16 protein-coding genes and 5 tRNA genes are annotated in these 18,296 nt (G+C 73.2%); 13 read left to right on the top strand and 8 right to left on the bottom strand.

The features are described from left to right. Nucleotides 1-33: 33 nt before the first annotated feature. Both ACZ6JS_RS14100 and ACZ6JS_RS14095 read left to right on the top strand, forming a co-directional pair. Nucleotides 34-621 carry a sigma-70 family RNA polymerase sigma factor gene (locus ACZ6JS_RS14100; protein ID WP_469297852.1) on the top strand — a complete coding sequence of 196 codons (588 nt, stop codon included), beginning with the start codon at nucleotides 34-36 and terminating at the stop codon, nucleotides 619-621. Between the two features lie 37 nt (nucleotides 622-658). Next, nucleotides 659-1,165, top strand: a complete 507-nt coding sequence (locus tag ACZ6JS_RS14095; RefSeq protein ID WP_469297851.1) for a GNAT family N-acetyltransferase — start codon at nucleotides 659-661, stop codon at nucleotides 1,163-1,165. 48 nt (nucleotides 1,166-1,213) lie between these two features. Here ACZ6JS_RS14095 and ACZ6JS_RS14090 read toward each other — a convergent pair whose 3' ends face one another. Continuing rightward, entirely contained in the window at nucleotides 1,214-1,633 is a 420-nt protein-coding gene (locus tag ACZ6JS_RS14090; protein WP_469297850.1) for a hypothetical protein, read from the bottom strand. After that, on the bottom strand, nucleotides 1,626-1,994 hold the full coding sequence (locus tag ACZ6JS_RS14085) for a hypothetical protein (RefSeq protein ID WP_469297849.1): 369 nt from the start codon (nucleotides 1,992-1,994) through the stop codon (nucleotides 1,626-1,628). Before ACZ6JS_RS14085 ends, ACZ6JS_RS14090 begins: the two co-directional genes overlap by 8 nt. Nucleotides 1,995-2,597: 603 nt before the next feature. Here ACZ6JS_RS14085 and ACZ6JS_RS14080 point away from each other — a divergent pair. The 8 genes from ACZ6JS_RS14080 to ACZ6JS_RS14045 all read left to right on the top strand — a co-directional run bounded on the left by ACZ6JS_RS14080 (nucleotide 2,598) and on the right by ACZ6JS_RS14045 (nucleotide 13,610). Next, on the top strand, nucleotides 2,598-3,644 hold the full coding sequence (locus ACZ6JS_RS14080) for a methionine ABC transporter ATP-binding protein (protein WP_469297848.1): 1,047 nt from the start codon (nucleotides 2,598-2,600) through the stop codon (nucleotides 3,642-3,644). After that, a complete protein-coding gene (locus ACZ6JS_RS14075) occupies nucleotides 3,641-4,309 on the top strand; it encodes a methionine ABC transporter permease (RefSeq protein WP_469297847.1) in 669 nt (222 codons plus the stop codon). Before ACZ6JS_RS14080 ends, ACZ6JS_RS14075 begins: the two co-directional genes overlap by 4 nt. 113 nt (nucleotides 4,310-4,422) lie before the next feature. Then, nucleotides 4,423-5,286, top strand: coding sequence for a MetQ/NlpA family ABC transporter substrate-binding protein (locus tag ACZ6JS_RS14070; RefSeq protein WP_469297846.1), 864 nt, complete (start codon nucleotides 4,423-4,425; stop codon nucleotides 5,284-5,286). Nucleotides 5,287-5,541: 255 nt separating this feature from the next. Further along, nucleotides 5,542-6,267, top strand: a complete 726-nt coding sequence (locus ACZ6JS_RS14065; RefSeq protein ID WP_469297845.1) for a GNAT family N-acetyltransferase — start codon at nucleotides 5,542-5,544, stop codon at nucleotides 6,265-6,267. A gap of 69 nt (nucleotides 6,268-6,336) precedes the next feature. Further along, on the top strand, nucleotides 6,337-7,539 hold the full coding sequence (gene cbiE, locus ACZ6JS_RS14060; protein ID WP_469297844.1) for a precorrin-6y C5,15-methyltransferase (decarboxylating) subunit CbiE: 1,203 nt from the start codon (nucleotides 6,337-6,339) through the stop codon (nucleotides 7,537-7,539). Nucleotides 7,540-7,814: 275 nt separating this feature from the next. Further along, nucleotides 7,815-10,895 (top strand): nicotinate-nucleotide--dimethylbenzimidazole phosphoribosyltransferase, encoded by a 3,081-nt coding sequence (gene cobT, locus ACZ6JS_RS14055; RefSeq protein WP_469297843.1) that lies wholly within the window; start codon nucleotides 7,815-7,817, stop codon nucleotides 10,893-10,895. 630 nt (nucleotides 10,896-11,525) lie between these two features. After that, complete coding sequence (gene cobA / locus ACZ6JS_RS14050; protein ID WP_469297842.1) at nucleotides 11,526-12,761, top strand: uroporphyrinogen-III C-methyltransferase; 1,236 nt, start codon at nucleotides 11,526-11,528, stop codon at nucleotides 12,759-12,761. 42 nt (nucleotides 12,762-12,803) lie between these two features. Further along, on the top strand, nucleotides 12,804-13,610 hold the full coding sequence (locus ACZ6JS_RS14045) for a TrmH family RNA methyltransferase (RefSeq protein ID WP_469297841.1): 807 nt from the start codon (nucleotides 12,804-12,806) through the stop codon (nucleotides 13,608-13,610). A gap of 6 nt (nucleotides 13,611-13,616) precedes the next feature. Here the strand turns inward: ACZ6JS_RS14045 and ACZ6JS_RS14040 are convergent, their stop codons facing one another. After that, nucleotides 13,617-14,801 carry a serine/threonine-protein kinase gene (locus ACZ6JS_RS14040; RefSeq protein ID WP_469297840.1) on the bottom strand — a complete coding sequence of 395 codons (1,185 nt, stop codon included), beginning with the start codon at nucleotides 14,799-14,801 and terminating at the stop codon, nucleotides 13,617-13,619. A gap of 527 nt (nucleotides 14,802-15,328) precedes the next feature. On the opposite strand from ACZ6JS_RS14040, the gene ACZ6JS_RS14035 reads away from it, so the two are divergent. After that, nucleotides 15,329-15,538, top strand: coding sequence for a hypothetical protein (locus tag ACZ6JS_RS14035; RefSeq protein WP_381625941.1), 210 nt, complete (start codon nucleotides 15,329-15,331; stop codon nucleotides 15,536-15,538). Between the two features lie 213 nt (nucleotides 15,539-15,751). On the opposite strand, the gene ACZ6JS_RS14030 is transcribed toward ACZ6JS_RS14035, so the two are convergent. The 5 genes from ACZ6JS_RS14030 to ACZ6JS_RS14010 form a co-directional block, all read right to left on the bottom strand. Next, nucleotides 15,752-15,826: transfer RNA gene (locus ACZ6JS_RS14030), tRNA-Val, on the bottom strand. A 40-nt stretch (nucleotides 15,827-15,866) separates the two neighbouring features. Further along, nucleotides 15,867-15,937 (bottom strand) — tRNA-Val (locus ACZ6JS_RS14025). 19 nt (nucleotides 15,938-15,956) lie between these two features. Beyond that, nucleotides 15,957-16,028: transfer RNA gene (locus ACZ6JS_RS14020), tRNA-Val, on the bottom strand. A 1-nt stretch (nucleotide 16,029) separates the two neighbouring features. After that, nucleotides 16,030-16,103: transfer RNA gene (locus tag ACZ6JS_RS14015), tRNA-Cys, on the bottom strand. A 39-nt stretch (nucleotides 16,104-16,142) separates the two neighbouring features. Continuing rightward, a tRNA-Gly gene (locus ACZ6JS_RS14010) sits at nucleotides 16,143-16,215 on the bottom strand. 180 nt (nucleotides 16,216-16,395) lie between these two features. Here ACZ6JS_RS14010 and ACZ6JS_RS14005 point away from each other — a divergent pair. Both ACZ6JS_RS14005 and ACZ6JS_RS14000 read left to right on the top strand, forming a co-directional pair. After that, nucleotides 16,396-17,478, top strand: coding sequence for a chorismate-binding protein (locus ACZ6JS_RS14005; protein WP_469297839.1), 1,083 nt, complete (start codon nucleotides 16,396-16,398; stop codon nucleotides 17,476-17,478). Beyond that, nucleotides 17,475-18,296: an aminotransferase class IV gene (locus ACZ6JS_RS14000; protein ID WP_469297838.1), complete on the top strand. Its 822-nt coding sequence runs from the start codon at nucleotides 17,475-17,477 to the stop codon at nucleotides 18,294-18,296. Before ACZ6JS_RS14005 ends, ACZ6JS_RS14000 begins: the two co-directional genes overlap by 4 nt.

Below are 18,296 nucleotides of genomic sequence, written 5' to 3'. Positions count from 1 at the left end.
ACCGCCGGGCGCGGCCCACTCGTCCCGCTCGGCATGGACCTGCTGAAGGACTCCGACCTCGTGACCGAACTGGGCCCCCTGCTCTCCGCGGAGGCCGCGGCGGAGGCGCCGGCCGCCGGAGTGGACGCGGCCGACCTCGAACAAGCCGTCTGGGTCAGGCTGCTGGAGAGCGGCCGGCGGGCGCCCGATCCCGCAGACCCGGCCGAGCCGGCCCGCTGGCTGCGCCGGGCGGTACGGGCCGAGGCCCGCCTCGCCCGGCGCCGCGCGGAGCGCGAGATCCCGTACGACCACCGCCGCCATCCCGCGGACGGCCGACGCCGGCACCCCGCGGGCGGCGGCCCGCAGCCGGCCGCCGCCACCGGCCCCGTACCCGAAGAGGCCCTGCTGCACAGGGAGGAGAACCGCGCACTCCGATCGGCCGTCGCCCGGTTGCCCGGACGCTGCCCCGAGCTGATGAAGGCACTTCTTTCGCCCAGGGACCTCACATACCGTGAAATCGCAGGAGAGTTGGGTATCTCACAAGGAAGTTTAGGGCCCGTGCGTTCCCGTTGCCTGGGATGTCTGCGCAGAATGCTGGCGGCAGAGGTTGCGGCTCCTGGCCTTCGGGGAAGGGAGCGGTAGACCAACGGGCTACCAGGTGAGCTGGAGGCATGCGCACATGGGCATGAGCGTGACCATTTCGGCGGCGGTCGCCGAGGACGCCGAGCAGATCTTCAAACTGCAGTACCTGGCCTTCCAGCGCGAGGCCGAGCTCTACGGCAACTACCTCATCCAGCCGCTCACCCAGTCCCTGGACTCCCTGAAGGGGGAGCTCGCGACGGACACCGTCCTCGTGGCCCGGCTCGGCGACGAGATCGTCGGTACCGTGCGCGGCAGCGTCGACGAGGAGGGCACAGCCAGGATCGCCAAGCTCTGCGTCCACCCGCGCCTGCAGGGACACGGGCTCGGGGCGCGCCTGCTCCGCGCCGTGGAGGAGGCCCTTGCGAGCCCCGGCACCGCCACCCGCTTCCGCCTGCACACCGGGCACAAGAGCGAGTCCAACCTGCGGCTCTACCACAAGGCCGGCTACGTCAAGGTCGGCGGGCGCACGGCCTCCGACGGCGTGCAGCTGGTGATCCTGGAGAAGGAAGCCAAAGACCCGACCGACTTCGCGGTCAGCGCCTGAGCCGCCTCGGTGCCGGTGCCTCGGTGCCGGCGCCTCGGCGCCCGCGCCTCAGCGCTTGCGCAGCCAGAGCATCCCGGTGATCGGCAGGATCACCGGGATGAACAGGTAGCCCAGACCGAACTGCGACCAGACGGTCGTGTCGGGGAAGGACTCCGGGCGCAGCACGGTCCACGTGCCCACGGCCAGTACGCCCGCCAGTTCCGCGGCGCAGCAGACCAGCGCCGCCTTGCGCGCCGCCTCGCCGCCGCGCACGAGGGAGTACGTGATGAACGCGTAGGCCAGGGCCGCCACCGCGGACAGCGAGTAGGCCAGCGGCGCCCGGCCGAACTCGGTGGAGATCTGGAAGGCCGACCGCGAGACCGCGCCCACCACCATCACCCCGTACAGCCACACCAGCAGCAGCCCGGGCCCCGAGACCAGCCGCTTGCGCCCGGCGGCAGTGGCGGTCGTCGTGTCAGCGTCAGGCACCGGTGGTTCCCCAGATGTCGTAGAGCCGTACTTCGAGGACGGCGAGGACGACCGCGCCCGCGGCGACCGTCACCGAGCCCCACTTGGTCCGCTCGGTCAGCGAGAGCAGCCCGGCGGCCGGTACCGCGGCGAAGGCGCCGAGCAGGTAGGCCACGAAGATCACCGAGCCCTCGTCGGGCTTCTCGCCCCTGGCCAGCTGCACCAGGCCGATCACCAGTTGGGCCAGGACCAGCAGGGTCACGACGGCCATGCCGATGAAATGCCAGTCTTTGGTGGGCTGGTCCCGCAACGCGGCGAAACCGCACCAGGCGGCGAGGGCGAGTGCGGCCACGCCGATGGCGACCGTCAGGGCGTCGAGCATGCAGCGAGGGTATTACGGGCCGAAAGACCCGATGCGCGCACCCCTTCCCGTACCGGGCCCCGCGCGGCCGACCCACCCCGCGCCGCCCGCCCGGAGGGGTCGTGGTCTTGACCACAGAGGGGGCCGCCGCAGCCCTCCACGCCGGTGTCCTGCGGTGGAGCCGTAGGACCGCGTCGACGCAGGTCAGCGGCGGAGGCCGCACGGTGGGGCGGACGGCCGCGGCTGACCGGCGCCGTCCGGTATGCGGTCGAAATGCGTCCGCTATCCGGACAGCTTTGATCGGTGAGGGGATACGTCTGCTTTACTGGGGCCCATGACCACGACGAGCAGCCGCACCCTTGCGACCGAGGCGACGATGACGCCCGGTGCTCGCTGTATGTGTCGAATGTGCGCCTTCTGAGGGCCCCTTCCTGAGCCTCGCGCCCCGAAGCGAGACCGGCCGCGCCAGTACGTCACCGCCTGATGGACAGCACGGCCCACTCATGCCCGGCGCACGCGTCGAAGCCATCGATTTCTGACGGTTCGTCCCGTATCGCGTCCCCTGATGTTTGCCCCGTGCCCGGCACCCCGCTGCGCCGTGCACTCGACAGCGACGGAATTCCTGTGATCACCACATCGGGCCTCACGAAGGTCTACCAGTCCCGTGGCCGCGAGGTCACCGCCCTGGACGGCGTCGACCTCCACGTCCGCGAGGGCGAGGTCTACGGAGTCATCGGCCAGAGCGGCGCGGGCAAGTCCTCCCTGATCCGCTGCGTGAACCTGCTCGAGCGCCCCACCACCGGCACGGTCACCGTCGACGGCGTCGACCTCACCGCCCTCGCCGGCCGCGGCCGCCGCGCCGGCAAGGAACTCCGCGAGGCCCGCAGCCGCATCGGCATGGTCTTCCAGCACTTCAACCTGCTGTCCTCGCGCACCGTCCAGGCCAACGTCGAGCTGCCCCTGGAGATCCTCGGCGTCTCCGGCCGCGAGCGCTCCCGCAAGGCCCTCGAACTCCTCGACCTGGTCGGCCTCGGCGACAAGGCCAAGGCCTACCCCACCCAGCTCTCCGGCGGCCAGAAGCAGCGCGTCGGCATCGCCCGCGCCCTGGCCGGCGACCCCAAGGTGCTGCTCTCCGACGAAGCCACCAGCGCCCTCGACCCGGAGACCACCCGCTCCATCCTGGGCCTGCTGCGCGACCTCAACGAGCAGCTCGGCCTCACCGTGCTGCTCATCACGCACGAGATGGACGTCGTCAAGACCGTCTGCGACTCGGCCGCCCTGATGAAGAAGGGCCGCATCGTCGAGTCCGGCACCGTCGCCGAACTGCTCGCCACCCCCGGATCCGAGCTCGCCGGCGAGCTGTTCCCGGTCACCGGCGCGGCCACCGGCCCCGACCGCACGGTCGTGGACGTCACCTTCCACGGCGACGCCGCCGCCCAGCCGGTCATCTCGCAGCTCTCGCGCACGTACAACATCGACATCTCGATCCTCGGCGCCGCGATGGACACCGTCGCCGGCCGGCTGATCGGCCGCATGCGCATCGAACTGCCCGGCCGCTACGAGGACAACGTCGTGCCCGTCGGCTTCCTGCGCGAGCAGGGCCTCCAGGTCGACGTCGTCGACGAGATCGACAACGAACTGGCCGAACTGGTCAAGGATGGTGCCAAGTGACCTGGTCCGAGATGCAGCCCCTGCTGACCCAGGGCACCTACGACACCCTCTACATGGTGCTGTGGTCCGCCCTGGTGACCGTGCTCGGCGGACTGCCCATCGGCATCCTGCTGGTCCTCACCGACAAGGGCGGCCTGCTGCAGAACCAGCCGCTGAACAAGGTCCTCGGCGTGATCGTGAACATAGGCCGCTCGCTGCCGTTCATCATCCTGCTGATCTTCCTGATCCCGGTCACCACCGCGGTCGTCGGCACCTTCATCGGCCCCACCGCCATGATCGTGCCGCTCGCCATCGGCGCCATCCCCTTCTTCGCCCGGCTCGTCGAGACCGCCGTCCGCGAGGTGGACCACGGTCTCATCGAGGCCGTCGAGTCCATGGGCGGCGGCATCCCGACCCTGGTCGGCAAGGTGCTCCTGCCGCAGGCCCTGCCCTCCCTGGTCGCCGGCGTCACCACCACCGTCATCACCCTCGTCGGCTACTCCGCCATGGCGGGAGCCGTCGGCGGCGAAGGACTCGGCTCCAAGGCCATCACGTACGGCTTCCAGCGCTTCGAGACCGGCTTCATGGTCGCCACCGTCGTGGTCCTCATCGTCCTCGTCACCGTGGTCCAGCTGATCGGCGACGGCGTCGTACGCCTCCTGGCCCGCCGCGGCCGCACCGCCTGACCGCCACCACGGCCCGCAGCCCCCACTGATTTCCCCCATAGAGCCCGCACTTGTCGTGCTTGGGCCGCCACCAGCAAGTCCTCGGTACTTGTTCAGCAAGAAAGGCACTCTTCGTGCGTAAGAACACCAAGCTCACCGCCCTCGCCGCCACCGCCACCGCGCTGACCCTCGGCCTCACCGCCTGCGGCAGCTCCTCGGACCCGTCCTCCGCCAAGGCCGACGGCGCCAAGGCCGACGAGAGCAAGCCGCTCGTCATAGCGGCCTCCCCGAGCCCCCACGCCGACATCCTGAACTTCGTGAAGGACAAGCTCGCGGCCAAGGAGGGCCTCAAGCTGGAGGTCAAGGAGTTCACGGACTACGTCCTGCCCAACACCGCCACCGAGCAGGGCCAGGTCGACGGCAACTACTTCCAGCACAAGCCGTACCTCGACGACTTCAACAAGAAGAACAACACCCACGTCGTCCCCGTCGTGAACGTGCACCTGGAGCCCCTCGGGCTCTACTCCAAGAAGGCCAAGGCGCTCTCCGACATCAAGCCCGGCCAGACCATCGCCGTCCCCAACGACACCACCAACGAGGGCCGCGCGCTCCAGCTGCTGGCCGCGAACAACCTGATCACCCTGAAGGAGGGTGTCGGCACCGGCGCCAAGCTGTCCGACATCACCGACAAGAAGGGCCTGGAGTTCAAGGAGCTGGAGGCCGCCACCGTCCCGCGCGCCCTGGGAGACGTGGACGCCGCGGTCATCAACGGCAACTACGCCCTCGAGGCCGACCTGGCGCCCGCCAAGGACGCCATCGCCCTGGAGAAGGCCGAGGGCAACCCGTACGCCAACTTCCTCGCGGTCAAGGACGGCGACCAGGACGACCCGCGGATCCAGAAGCTCGCCAAGCTCCTGAACTCCGACGACGTCAAGAAGTTCATCGAGGAGAAGTACCAGGGCTCGGTCGTCCCGGCCTTCGGCACCCCCGCCTCCTGACCCCGCCGCCCGACCCCGTCGGGTCCGCACGGTCATGCATCTCGGCCCCGCACGCCCCTGTCGGCGCGCGGGGCCGAGCCCTGCCCGCGGTCGGGGCCGAGTCCTGCCCGCTCCCGGGCAACCCGGCCCTGCACATCCCCCGGCCGATGCTGCATGCTGTGGCCTACGACCCGTACACGGTCCGGTACCAACGGTCCCGAAGCCGAGGTCGCATCGCACCACGGTCGCACCACGTTCTCAGGCATGGAGCTGCGCATGACTACCACCTTCCCGGACGTCACCATCAGCACGGAACGGCTGGTGCTGCGCCCGTTCGAGGAGGAGGACGTCACCGCGCTCGCCGCGATGATGAACGACGAGAACATCACCGCCTGGACCTCCGCGCCGCACCCCTACACGCAGGCCGACGCACGTGCGTGGGCCACCCGGGACTCCCACGCCGAACGCGCCGAGGGCCGCGGAATCGTCTTCGCCGTCACGGAGTTCCTCACCCAGCGCCTCGTGGGCATCGTCCACCTCCGCAACACCAACTGGCGCACCCGCGCCACCGAGGTCGGCTATGTCACCGCACCCTGGGCCCGCGGCGAGGGCTACGCGAGCGAGTCCGTCCTGGCCGTCGCCCAATGGCTGTTCCGCGAGCAGGGGTTCGAGCGCCTCGAACTGCGAACCGCCGCCGACAACACCGCCTCCCAGCAGGTCGCCCAGAAGATCGGCTGCATCAGCGAGGGCGTCCTGCGCAACGCGTGGACGGTCCGCACGCAGACGGCCGACGGCGGGTGGACCGATACCCGGACCGACCTCATCGTGTGGAGCCTGCTGCCCGAGGACCTCGACGAGGGCGACGGCTTCGACGGGTACGACGGCTACGAGAGCCACGACACCCACGACACCTACGGCGGCCACGGCGCACACCCCGGCCACGCGGTCCCCGGGCAGCGGTCCGACGCGAACGGCCACCCGGTCGGCGCCGACCGGAAATGAACCGATGACCGGGTAGTCTCACCGTGCCCGCCCCTCCCTCCCGCCCCCCACCCCAGGAGACAGACGACGATGGCCGACCGGGTCACCGTGATCGGCTGGGACGGTTCGCCCCTGACCTCGGCCGCCCGGTCCGCGCTCTCCGCCGCCACCCTCGTGGCCGGCGCCGCCCACCATCTGGCCCTCCCCGAAGTCCCGCCCACCGCCGAACGCATCCGCCTCGGCAGTCTGGGCCTGGCCGCCCGCCGCATCGCCGGCCACCGCGGCACCGCGGTGGTCCTCGCCGACGGGGACCCCGGCTTCTTCGGCGTCGTACGGACCCTGCGGGCCCCGGAGCACGGCCTGGAGGTCGAGGTCGTCCCCGCGGTCTCCTCCGTCGCGGCCGCCTTCGCCCGCGCCGGTATGCCCTGGGACGACGCCCAGGTGGTCGTCGCCCACCCCCGCACCCTGCGGCGCGCCGTCAACGTCTGCCGCGCCCACCCCAAGGTCGCCGTCCTCACCTCGCCCGGCGCCGGCCCCGCCGAACTCGCCCTGCTCCTCGACGGGGTCCACCGCACCTTCGTCGTCTGCGAGGAACTCGGCACGGACCGCGAGCAGGTGAGCGTCCTCACCTCCGACAAGGCCGCCGACCACAGCTGGCGCGACCCCAACGTCGTCATCGTCATCGGCGGCGCGGGCCAGGCGCAGGCAGCCGACCCGGGATGGCTCCTCGGCCAGAGCGCCGCCCACTGCGCCGAGCGCGGCTGGGCCCGCCCGCAGACCGGTGCGGGGGAGGGGGAGTCGGGGCTGCTGCACGCCGCGCAACTCGCCCGTCTCGGCCCGCGCACCGGCGACCTCGTCTGGGACATCGGCACCGGATCCGGCGCCGTGGCCGTCGACGCGGCCGCCCTGGGTGCCGCCGTCATCGCCGTCGACGCCGACCCCGGGGCCCGCGAGCGGGTGACCGCCGCGGCCCGCGAGCGGGGTGTGCAACTGCAGTTCGTCGCCGGGCGCGCACCGCACGTCCTGGAGAACCTGCCCGAACCCGACGTGGTCCGCGTCGGCGGCGGCGGCGCCGAGGTGGTCGCCGCCGTCGCCGACCGGCGCCCCGAACGGATCGTCAGCCACGCCTCCACCCGCGACGACGCGGAGGCCATCGGCCGCGCCCTCACCGAACACGGTTACGACGTCGAGTGCGCCCTCCTGCAGGCCGTCGGCCTGGACCCCCGCACCTGGGCGGAACAGGACCGTTCCGTGGTGTTCCTCCTGGCAGCTCAGCGCCCTGTCACCCGCTGAGACGAGGGCCGGGGTAGGCTGGCCGATCGTCGTACTGCGCGGACGTTTCGGGCATCGCGACACGGCCTGGACGCGCGACGTGGCGCAGTCCACAGACGACCGTGGTGGTTATGGCCGCCACGATCGCTAACGGGCGCGACAATGCTTACTGGTTGTCGTGCAGGCGCACGTGAGACGGACTCGTCGCACCCGCGACACCGCACGGCAACTCCGCTCGGAGGCCTCGTGGGCGACCGGGTGATCGATGAGGCAACACCGATGGGCGAGGGGTAAGCATGACTGACACCGGCCAGGTCCCGGGCGAGGGTCTCCCGGACAACACGGGCATGGTGGATCAGCAGGGCATCCCCGCCCCGGTCCAGATCCCGGCACCGATGCCCGGTTACGCCTTCCAGGACCTCATGGACAACCCGGCCGAGCCGGAGGACGAGGAACTCCTGCTCATGCCGAGCGGCCAGGGCTCCTGGAGCGACCCGCAGGTCGTTCCGCAGGTCCCCGCCTTCCCGGTGGAGCCCCAGCTCGCCGAGCCGCAGATGTACGCCGACGCGTCCTACGGCGCCGGGTCCGCGTACGGGGACGCCCCGGCGGCCTACCCCGAGCCCGCCGCGTACACCGAGTTCCCCCAGCCCGCCTTCCCCGACGGCTCCTACAGCGCCGGCGCCCACGAGACGGGCGGCCGGGACTCCGGCGCGCTCGACCTCGGCGGGCTCGTCGTCCCGCCCCCCGCGGCCCCCGCCGCCCCGGTGGCCCCCGCCGCCCCCGTCCGGCGCCCGCTGCACATGGGCCCGCCCATGCCCGACGCCACCGGCGGAGTCGTACGGTCGCTCGCGGACCGAGGCCCGGCCGCCGCGCCCGCGCAGCCCGCCCCGCCCGCCGCCGTGCCGACCACCCCGCTCCACCAGGCGGGCCCCCCGACGATCGGGCCGGAGTACCTCGACGTCCCGCGCCCGGAGGCCGCCCGGGAGCCCGCCCCGCAGCTCGGCGAGGTCCCCCCGCAGGCCGGGACGCCGTGGACGGAGCCGGTCCCCGCGTCGGAACCGCTGCCGGCCGAGGCCGCCGAGGCCCCGGAGCCTGCCGGGACCCCCCAGCCGGTCCAGGCCGACGTGGAGCCCGAGCCGGAGCCCGTGGCCGCCCCCGCGGGAACGATGGCTCAGCCGCCGCAGCCCGAGGCCCTACCGGCCGAGGCGCCCGCCGCGCCGGCCGAGAGCCCCGAGCCGGTGGCCGCCGAGACGCCCGCGACCGCCCCCGAGCCGGCCGCTCCGGCGGAGATCCCCGAGCCGGCCGCTCCCGCCGAGGCCGTCGTGGCCGAGCCGGTCCGGCCGGTGCCGGCCGAGGCCCCCGCTCCGGTCCAGCCCGAGCCGGTGGCCGCACCGCCGCAGCCCGTGGCGGCAGCCCCCGAGGAACCGGCCGCGCCCGCCGCGCCGGAGCCGGTCCAGCCCGAGCCGGTCCGGCCCGAGCCCGCCGGTGCCCCGGTGGAGGCTGCCGAGCCGCAGCCCGTCGCGGCAGCCCCGGTGGAGCCCGCCGCCCCGGTCGAGGCCGTCGTGCCCGAGCCGGTCGAGGCCGGCGCCGCCGAGGCGGAGCCCGAGGCCCAGCCGGAGGCGACCGCCGCGGCGGAGCCCGCCGGAGACCCGGCGCCCGGCTACGACGACGCCGAGCGTGAGGCCGTCCTGCGCGTCATGCGCGAGCGCCGCGACATCCGCAAGGGCTTCCGTACCGACCCGATCCCGCACGAGGTGCTCCTCCGCGTCCTGGAGGCGGCCCACACCGCGCCCAGCGTCGGCCACTCGCAGCCCTGGGACTTCGTCGTCATCCGCTCCGCCGACACCCGCCGGACGATGCACGAACTTGCCCAGCGCCAGCGCGAGGCCTACGCGAAGTCGCTGCCCAAGGGCCGGGCGAAGCAGTTCAAGGAACTCAAGATCGAGGCCATCCTCGACACCCCGGTGAACATCGTCGTCACCGCCGACCCCACCCGCGGCGGCCGCCACACCCTCGGTCGGCACACCCAGCCGCAGATGGCCCCGTACTCCTCCGCCCTCGCCGTCGAGAACCTCTGGCTCGCCGCACGCGCCGAAGGCCTCGGCGTCGGCTGGGTCAGCTTCTTCGACGAGCGCGAGATGGTCCGCGAGCTCGGTCTGCCCGAGCACCTGGAGGTCGTCGCCTACCTGTGCGTCGGCTACGTCGACGAGTTCCCGGAGGAGCCCGAGCTGGCCCAGGCCGGCTGGTCGCAGCGCCGCCCGCTGTCCTGGGTGGTCCACGAGGAGACCTACGGCCGCCGCGCGCTGCCCGGCGAGGAACCGCACGACCTCCTCTCCGAGACGGTCGCCAGCATCCGCCCGCTCGACGCGAAGGCGCTCGGTGAGGCCTGGGAGCGGCAGAAGCGCATGACCAAGCCCGCCGGGGCCCTGGGCATGCTGGAGATCATCTCCGCCCAGCTCGCCGGCCTCTCCCGGGTCTGCCCGCCGCCGATCCCCGAGCCGGCCGCGGTCGCGATCTTCGCGGGCGACCACGGCGTGCACGCCCAGGGCGTCACCCCGTGGCCCCAGGAGGTCACCACGCAGATGGTCGCCAACTTCCTGGGCGGCGGTGCGGTCTGCAACGCCTTCGCCAACCAGGTGGGCGCCGAGGTCTGCGTGATCGACGTCGGTGTCGCCGGGGAACTCCCGGCCACCCCCGGTCTCCTGCCCCGCAAGGTCCGCCCCGGCACGGCCGACCTCTCCACCGGCCCGGCGATGACCCGCGAGGAGGCCGTCGCCGCCATCGAGGTGGGCATCGAGACGGCCCGCGACCTGGTCGCGGCCGGCAACAAGGCGCTCCTCACGGGCGAGATGGGCATCGCGAACACCACCGTCTCCGCGGCCCTCATCTCGGTCTTCACCGGCGTCGACCCGTCCGAGGTAACCGGCCGCGGCACGGGCATCAACGACGAGACCCACGCCCGCAAGGTCGAGGTCGTCCGCCGCGCCCTGGAACTGCACCAGCCGGACCCGGCGGACCCGATCGGCGTCCTCGCGGCGATCGGCGGCCTGGAGCACGCGGCCATCGTCGGCCTCCTCCTCGGCGGCGCCTCCCTGCGTACTCCGGTGATCCTGGACGGCGTCAGCGCCGGTGCGGCCGCCCTGGTGGCCCGCGCCATCGCACCCGAGTCCCTCTCGGCCTGCATCGCGGGCCACCGCAGCGCCGAACCGGGCCATGTGGCGGCCCTCAACAAGCTGGGCCTGCGCCCCCTGGTCGACCTGGACCTCCGCCTCGGCGAAGGCACGGGCGCCCTGCTGGCCCTCCCGCTGGTCCAGAGCGCGGCCCGCGCGATGCACGAGGTCGCCACCTTCGACTCGGCGGGCGTCACCGAGAAGTAGCCCCTCCGCGGCGGGGTCGTCCGGCAGGCCCGCTCGCACGGGAGCGGCCCAGAGCTCGGGGGCCTGCCCCGGACCGCCCGCCTCTACCGCCTGGGGGCGGCAGCGGTACGGCCGCGCCCGGTCCGCTGCTGCCCTGACGGCCGGGTGCAGGCGGTACGGGGGTGCCGTGGGCGAAGATGCTCCGGGAGGTCCCCGCAGGCAGAGCGAACCCCCCGGGAGCCCGCTCGGCGTTCGCGAGCCGAGGAGACCTGCCGGAGGGACACCGCCCACCCCGAGCCCCGGCCCGAACGGGAGCGTGCCCGCGCGTGCGGACCCGCCCGCCCGTGACGGGCCGGCCGCCGCGGCGCGGGCAGCCGCAGGGCCGGGCGTGGGGCGCGGACCCGGGGCCTCGGCTCCCGACCCCCTGCCGGACCGGCCGCCGCCCGGTCCCGGGAGGTGGCACCACTGCGCCGGTGGCGTTCGGGGGGCGGGGCGGAGCCCAGGGGAGCCCGGGCCCAGCCCCCGTCCGTACCTCGGGACGGCCCGCGCCGTATGGTGGACCCGCACCGCATCACCGCACGTCAGCAATCCCGCCGCTCCAGAGCCGCAGCGGCACGACAGAACGACTGCCGCATCAGGAGCCGCACCGTCATGGCCGACACCCCCGCCTACCCCGTAGGACTCCGCCTCGCCGGCCGCCGCGTCGTCGTCATCGGCGGTGGCCAGGTCGCCCAGCGCCGCCTCCCCGCGCTCATCGCGGCCGGCGCCGACGTCCTGCTCGTCTCGCCCTCCGCCACCCCCTCCGTGGACGCCATGGCCGAGACCGGCGAGATCCGCTGGGAGCGCCGCCGCTACCAGGACGGCGACCTCGCCGGCGCCTGGTACGCCCTCATCGCCACCCAGCACCGCGACGTCAACGAGCAGGCCTCCGCCGAGGCCGAGCGTGAGCGCGTCTGGTGCGTCCGCGCCGACGACGCCTCCGCGGCCACGGCGTGGACCCCGGCCACCGGCCGCATCGAGGGCGTCACCGTCGCCGTACTGACGGGCAACGACCCGCGCCGCTCCGCCGCAGTCCGGGACGCCGTGATCGAGGGCCTGCGCGACGGCAGCCTCGCCGCCCCCGGCCACCGCCACAAGTCCACCCCCGGCGTCGCCCTCGTCGGCGGCGGCCCCGGCGACCCCGACCTGATCACCGTGCGCGGCCGCCGCCTCCTCGCCGAGGCCGACGTGGTCATCGCCGACCGGCTCGGCCCCCGCGACCTGCTCGACGAGCTCCCCCCGCACGTCGAGGTCATCGACGCCGCGAAGATCCCGTACGGCCGGTACATGGCCCAGGAGGCCATCAACAACGCGCTGATCGAGCATGCCAAGGCGGGCAAGGCCGTCGTCCGGCTCAAGGGCGGGGACCCGTACGTCTTCGGCCGCGGCATGGAGGAGCTCCAGGCCCTCGCCGAGGCCGGCATCGCCTGCACCGTGGTCCCCGGGATCTCCAGCTCCATCTCCGTCCCCGGCGCCGTCGGCATCCCGGTCACCCACCGGGGGGTCGCCCACGAGTTCACCGTCGTCAGCGGCCACGTCGGCCCCGACGACCCGCGCTCCCTCGTGGACTGGGCCTCCCTCGCCAAGCTCACCGGGACCCTGGTGATCCTCATGGGCGTCGACAAGATCGGCCTGATCGCCGAGGCGCTCGTCCGGCACGGCCGCTCCGCCGACACCCCCGTCGCGGTCGTCCAGGAGGGCACCACCGCCACCCAGCGCCGGGTGGACGCCACCCTCGCCACGGTCGGCGAGACGGTCCGCGCCGAGGAGGTCCGCCCGCCCGCGGTCATCGTCATCGGCGAGGTCGTCCGCGTCGGCGCCCCGGACGTTCCCGACGCCGGCGCCTGACAGGGCGTTGGCACCGCACCCAGGACAAGGCAGTATCACCCTGTGGCTGATCTCATCACCATCACCGACCCCGACGACCCCCGCCTGCACGACTACACGGGCCTGACCGACGTCGAACTCCGGCGCAGGCGCGAGCCCGCGGAAGGCCTCTTCATCGCCGAGGGCGAGAAGGTCATCAGACGGGCCAAGGACGCCGGTTACGAGATGCGCTCGATGCTGCTCTCCGCCAAGTGGGTCGACGTCATGCGCGACGTCATCGACGAGATCCCGGCTCCGGTCTACGCCGTCAGTCCCGACCTCGCCGAACGCGTCACCGGCTACCACGTGCACCGCGGGGCGCTCGCCTCGATGCAGCGCAAGCCGCTGCCCACGGCCGAGGAACTCCTCGCCGCGACCCGCCGCGTGGTCGTCATGGAGGCGGTCAACGACCACACCAACATCGGGGCCATCTTCCGCAGCGCCGCCGCCCTCGGCATGGACGCGGTGCTGCTGTCGCCCGACTGCGCCGATCCGCTCTACCGGCGCTCGGTGAAGGTCTCCATGGGGGCGGTGTTCTCCGTCCCCTATGCCCGCCTGGAGGCCTGGCCCAAGAGTCTGGACTCGGTTCGCGAGGCCGGCTTCAAGCTGCTCGCGCTCACCCCGCACGAGAAGGCGACCCCGATCGACGTGGCCGCGCCGCAGTCCCTGGAGCGGGTCGCGCTGATGCTCGGCGCGGAGGGCGACGGCCTGTCCACGCAGGCGCTGGTCGCCGCGGACGAGTGGGTGCGCATTCCCATGGCCCACGGCGTGGACTCGCTGAACGTGGGCGCCGCCGCCGCGGTCGCCTTCTACGCGGTCGCCCAGGGGTAGCGCGCGCTACAGCTTCTGGGCTGCGGCGATGCCCAGCGCCACGACCAGCGTGACCACGACGAACACGATCAGGCGCTGGCGCATCAGCTTCGGGTCCGGCCGTGAGGGACGCCGCCCCGCACCCGTCGTCCTGGGCGCCGGGCGGCCGCCCGTGCGCCCCGCGGTCGGGCGGGAGGACGGGCCGCCGGAACTGCGCGGGTTGCGCGGGGAGGACGGCCGCGAGTGCGGGCCGCCCTGCACCCTGGGTGCGCCGCCGCCCGTACGGCGCTCCGTACGCTGCTCCGCGTGGTCCGGCGTCCCCTCGGGCAGCCTTCCCGTGGGCCGCTCGATCCGCGCCCGCTGCGCCGGCGGGCGGCCGTCCGTCAGCCCCTGCGCCTCGCGGGCCGCGATCTCCTTGAGCCGCATCGACAGCTGGAGCGTGCTGGGCCGCTCCTCGGGGTCCTTGGCCAGGCAGGCCTGCACGAGGGGCGCCAGGGCGTCGGGGACCCCCTGCAGGTGCGGTTCCTCGTGCACCACGCGGTACAGCATGACCTCGGAACTGCCGTGCCCGAAGGGCGAGTCGGCGGTGGCCGCGTAGGCGAGGGTGGCGCCGAGGGCGAAGACGTCCGTGGCCGGGGTGACGGCGGCGCCGCGCACCTGCTCGGGCGCGAGGAAGCCGGGGGAGCCGACGGCCGTACCCACATGGGTGAGGGTGCTCGCGCCGGTGGCCCAGGCGATTCCGAAGTCGATGATCCGGGGGCCCTTGGGGGACAGGAGGATGTTCGAGGGCTTGAGGTCCCGGTGGACGACTCCGGCCTCGTGGACGGCGACCAGCCCCTCGGACAGCGCGGCGCCGACGGCGGCGATCTGCGCGGCCGTCAGGGGGCCCTCCTCGGCCACCTTGTCGTGCAGCGAGGGACCGGGCACGTACTGGGTGGCGAACCACGGCCGCTCGGCCTCCAGGTCCGCGGCGACCAGGCGCGCCGTGCACCCGCCCCGGATCCGCCGGGCCGCGGACACCTCGCGGGCGAACCGCGAGCGGAACTCCTGGTCCTCGGCCAGATCCGGCCGGATGACCTTGAGCGCGACGCGCTGCCCGCGCCGGTCCGATCCCAGGTAGACCACGCCCATGCCGCCGGCCCCGAGCCGCCGGTGCAGTCTGAACGAGCCGACGACACGCGGGTCCTCGCGCCGGAGCCGCATCATCGCCATGTCCACCCCGCTGACCGGTCGTCCTGTTGACGTGCCACAGCTTACGGACCATCCGGCATGCGTGCTCAGAGGCCGCGCCCTCGTCGGGAGATTCGATCGTCAGTGCGGCACAGCACACTTGAGGGAGCCTCAGGGATCCCGCTCGCCCGCCCGGAGGGGGCCGATCGCCGGGCCAAACGGCCCTTCGCGCAAGGGGATTGGCGCTCCGGTGCAGGTCGGGGTGCGCCGGAGCGCGCACCGGCGCACCCGCCACCCGAGTCGATCTTGCCGGTGCCCGCTCGGCGGACACGCATGAACAGGGAGTGACGAAAGTGAGGGAAGTCACTACCCTCCGGTCATCCCCTCCGGGATGACCCCGACGCAAGGCGGACGGTCTCCACCCAGGGGAGTACACGGCGCGGTCGCCCTCATCCTCCTGGAGGCCCGGCAAAGGGTACGAGGGCATGAGGCCGGCGGCCGTCCGCCCGCCTAGTGTTGAAGTCAAGCGGCGGGTGATGCACTCGTCCCCCGAGGTCAAGAGCCCGCCGCTGCCAGACGACAGGGAGAGGACCATGGCGGACATCGCACGGCAGGGACGCAAGGCATTCGCGTTCAACAGCCATGAGTCCGGCACCCGCCACCCACTGGTGGCCGCGGCCATGGTGCTCCCCCTGGCCGCCCTGCTGCTCTTCCTCTTCGGAGGGTTCGATCAGCTGGCGGCGCAGGCGTCGTCCGTGGGCATGATGCCGGGGCGCTGAGCGGCGCCCCGGGCCCGGGAGAGCGGCCCGGGCCGGGACATCGGCCTGTCGTACCCCGTGGGGACGGGGGCGCGACGGACGGCAGGTGAAGGGTGCTGCCCGTGCGACTGGGGAGTCGTACGGGCAGCACCCTTTTTGACGCCCGCACAGGCGCCCCGCACCCGTGTGGAGGAACGTCGAAGCCCCGGCCGTGAACACGGCCGGGGCTTCCGATGGTGCGCGATACTGGGATTGAACCAGTGACCTCTTCCGTGTCAGGGAAGCGCTCTCCCGCTGAGCTAATCGCGCGGGACCGCGGTGCGAAACCGCAGATGGTGCGTGTACTGCGTGCGCGATACTGGGATAAACCAGTGACCTCTTCCGTGTCAGGGAAGCGCTCTCCCGCTGAGCTAATCGCGCGGGGATCCTTGCGGACCAGTGGACGATACTGGGATTGAACCAGTGACCTCTTCCGTGTCAGGGAAGCGCTCTCCCGCTGAGCTAATCGTCCTTGGAGGTGGAGACGGGATTTGAACCCGTGTAGACGGCTTTGCAGGCCGTTGCCTCGCCTCTCGGCCACTCCACCATGGAGCTGCAGGGGTTCTCGGGAAGATCCCCCACTTCGAGCGGACGACGAGACTCGAACTCGCGACATCCACCTTGGCAAGGTGGTGCTCTACCAACTGAGCTACGTCCGCAGGTCACCGTGTTCGCTCCGGGGATTTCCCCCTTCGCTCCCTGGCGACGTGTTGAACTCTAGCGGATTCCCGGGCCAGCTCAAAAACGCGTTTCCGCAGCGTGCTGCCGCTCGATCACCACAGGTCACCCGGCCGTCACCGCACCGGCGCCCTCGCGCAACCGGTCATAGACTCGCAGCCGTGCACGACCTGCCCCCCATGGCCCGCTTCGGCGGCCTCCTCGCGACCGACCTGCGGGATGTCACCAGTGATCCCGCCGCCCTCGACTCCACCGGCTTCTGGGCGGTGGCCGCCGACTTCGAAGGGCGCCTCGTCTGCGCGCGTTTCGGGGACGTGCGGCCCGCCCCCGTCCCCGCGCCCGTCCCCGGCGCCTGGGCCGGTCCCGACGCCGACCGGTGGACCTCCTCCCTGGACCGGACCGCGTACGTCGCCGGGGTGCGCCGCATCCGCGAGCACATCGAGGCGGGCGAGGTCTACCAGGCCAACCTCTGCCGGGTGATGTCCGCGCCGCTGCCGCGACCGGAAGGCGCCGACGTCGACGCCCTCACCGCGCTCCTCGCGCGCGGTAACCCCGCACCCTTTGCAGGAACGATTCGCCTCGCGGCGCACGGCGTGGAGATCGCCACCGCCTCGCCCGAGCTGTACCTGCGCCGCGACGGCCGGCGCGTGGAATCCGGACCGATCAAGGGCACCGGCCGCACCGTCGACGACCTCCTGCCCAAGGACCACGCCGAGAACGTGATGATCGTGGACCTCGTACGCAACGACCTCGGCCGGGTGTGCGCCACGGGCTCCGTGTCCGTCCCCCAACTGTGCGCCGTCGAGGAGCACCCCGGCCTCGTGCACCTCGTCTCGACCGTGAGCGGCGAACTGGCCGACGGGGCCGGCTGGCCCGAACTGCTCGCCGCGACCTTCCCGCCCGGATCCGTCACGGGGGCGCCCAAGTCCTCCGCCCTGCGGATCATCGAAGCCCTGGAGACCGCCCCGCGCGGCCCCTACTGCGGAGGCATCGGCTGGGTCGACGCAGACCGCGGCGCCGGCGAGCTCGCCGTCGGCATCCGTACGTTCTGGATCGACCGGGAGGCCCCCGGCGGGCCCCGCCTGTTCTTCGGCACCGGGGCCGGCATCACCTGGGGTTCCGACCCCGACCGCGAGTGGGCGGAGACCGAGCTCAAGGCGGCCCGCCTGCTGCGGGTCGCTGCGGGCCGCGAGACCAGCGGCACCCAGGGGGCGAACGGCACCACCGGAAGGACAGCACCATGAGAATCTGGCTCGACGGAGCCCTGAGGGACGTCGACAGCGCGACGGTGTCCGTCCTCGACCACGGGCTCACCGTGGGCGACGGCGTCTTCGAGACGCTCAAGACGGAGCGCGGCCGGGCCTTCGCGCTCACCCGCCACCTGGAGCGGCTGACCCGCTCGGCCCGGGGCCTCGGCCTCCCCGCACCCGACCTCGACGAGGTGCGCCGCGCATGCGCCGCCGTCCTGGAGGCCGAACCGGTCGAGCACGGGCGGCTGCGGCTGACCTACACCGGCGGCGTCGCCCCGCTCGGCTCCGACCGCGGCGACGCCGGGCCCACGCTGATCGCCGCCGTCGCCGCTTCCCCGCGCCGCCCGGACACCACCGCCGTCGTCACGGTGCCCTGGGTCCGCAACGAGCGCTCCGCCGTGGCCGGCCTGAAGACCACCTCGTACGCGGAGAACGTGGTCGCGCTCGCCGCCGCGCACCGGGCGGGGGCCTCCGAGGCGCTGATGGCCAACACCGTGGGCCGGCTCTGCGAGGGCACCGGCTCCAACGTGTTCGTCGTACTCGAGGGGGAACTGCACACCCCGCCCCTGGAATCCGGCTGCCTCGCCGGCATCACCCGGGCCCTCGTCATCGAGTGGGCCGGCGCCAAGGAGACCGACCTGCCCTTCGAGGTGCTCGAACAGGCGGAGGAGGTCTTCGTCACGTCCTCGCTGCGCGACGTCCAGGCGGTCGTCCGCCTCGACGGCCGGGAACTGGGGACGGGGCCCGGACCGGTCACCGCAGAGGCCGTGCGGATCTTCCAGGTGAAGGCCGGCGCCGACCTCGATCCGTGA

The organism is Streptomyces sp. NPDC046349 (assembly GCF_055587885.1).
This window is presented reverse-complemented; position numbering and strand designations above follow the sequence as displayed.

What these genes read in the sequence shown, in the direction of transcription:
- ACZ6JS_RS14100 (WP_469297852.1), top strand. Translation starts at nt 34, where the DNA reads ATGGACCTGCTGAAGGACTCCGACCTCGTGACCGAACTGGGCCCCCTG.
- ACZ6JS_RS14095 (WP_469297851.1), top strand. Translation starts at nt 659, where the DNA reads ATGGGCATGAGCGTGACCATTTCGGCGGCGGTCGCCGAGGACGCCGAG.
- ACZ6JS_RS14085 (WP_469297849.1), bottom strand. Translation starts at nt 1,994, where the DNA reads ATGCTCGACGCCCTGACGGTCGCCATCGGCGTGGCCGCACTCGCCCTC.
- ACZ6JS_RS14065 (WP_469297845.1), top strand. Translation starts at nt 5,542, where the DNA reads ATGACTACCACCTTCCCGGACGTCACCATCAGCACGGAACGGCTGGTG.
- cbiE (WP_469297844.1), top strand. Translation starts at nt 6,337, where the DNA reads ATGGCCGACCGGGTCACCGTGATCGGCTGGGACGGTTCGCCCCTGACC.
- cobT (WP_469297843.1), top strand. Translation starts at nt 7,815, where the DNA reads ATGACTGACACCGGCCAGGTCCCGGGCGAGGGTCTCCCGGACAACACG.
- cobA (WP_469297842.1), top strand. Translation starts at nt 11,526, where the DNA reads ATGGCCGACACCCCCGCCTACCCCGTAGGACTCCGCCTCGCCGGCCGC.
- ACZ6JS_RS14040 (WP_469297840.1), bottom strand. Translation starts at nt 14,801, where the DNA reads ATGGCGATGATGCGGCTCCGGCGCGAGGACCCGCGTGTCGTCGGCTCG.
- ACZ6JS_RS14000 (WP_469297838.1), top strand. Translation starts at nt 17,475, where the DNA reads ATGAGAATCTGGCTCGACGGAGCCCTGAGGGACGTCGACAGCGCGACG.